Here is a 644-nt window from a genome sequence, read left to right as displayed (position 1 = left end):
GCGCGGCTGGATGACAGGGGCCGGACTTTGGCTGTCGCGCAAGCAGCGGCGGACGTTCCATCAGCCGCGCTTGCGGCGTGAAGCCTATGGCGAGCTGGTGCAGATCGACGGGTCCGAGCATCGCTGGTTCGAGGACCGCGGTGATCCATGCTCGCTGCTGGTGTTCGTCGACGATGCGACGGGCAAGCTGATGCAGTTGCGGTTCGTGCGCTCGGAAAGCGCCTTCAGCTATTTCGAGGCGCTGGCGCTTTACCTCAAGCGTCACGGCGCGCCTGTGGCCTTCTACTCCGACAAGCATTCGGTGTTCCGGGTGGCGAAGAAGGACGCCAAGGGTGGCCAGGGCATGACCCAGTTCGGGCGGGCGCTTTGTGAGCTAAACATCGAGATTCTTTGTGCAAATTCCAGTCAGGCCAAAGGTCGCGTCGAGCGGATGAACCGGACGCTGCAGGATCGGCTGGTCAAGGAATTACGGCTGGCGGATATCGGCGATATGGAGACGGGCAACGCGTTTTTGCCGGGCTTCATGGAGGACTACAATGCCCGGTTTGCGATTGTCCCTGCCCGGTCCGATGACCTGCACCGGCCGATAAATCTTGCGTCGGACCGGCTGAAGGAGATCCTGTGCAAGCGTGAGCAGCGCTATG

Annotated in this window: 1 protein-coding gene; it reads left to right on the top strand. The window is 61.8% G+C overall.

Features of this window, described 5'->3' with window-relative positions; translation table 11 throughout:
* The coding region (locus C3Y91_RS04345; RefSeq protein WP_168575074.1) for an ISNCY family transposase at positions 1-644 on the top strand (644 nt) is incomplete at both ends.

Origin of the sequence: Rhizobium ruizarguesonis, assembly GCF_012349115.1 — a bacterium.
GTDB classification, from domain to species: Bacteria; Pseudomonadota; Alphaproteobacteria; order Rhizobiales; family Rhizobiaceae; genus Rhizobium; species Rhizobium ruizarguesonis.
This window is presented reverse-complemented; position numbering and strand designations above follow the sequence as displayed.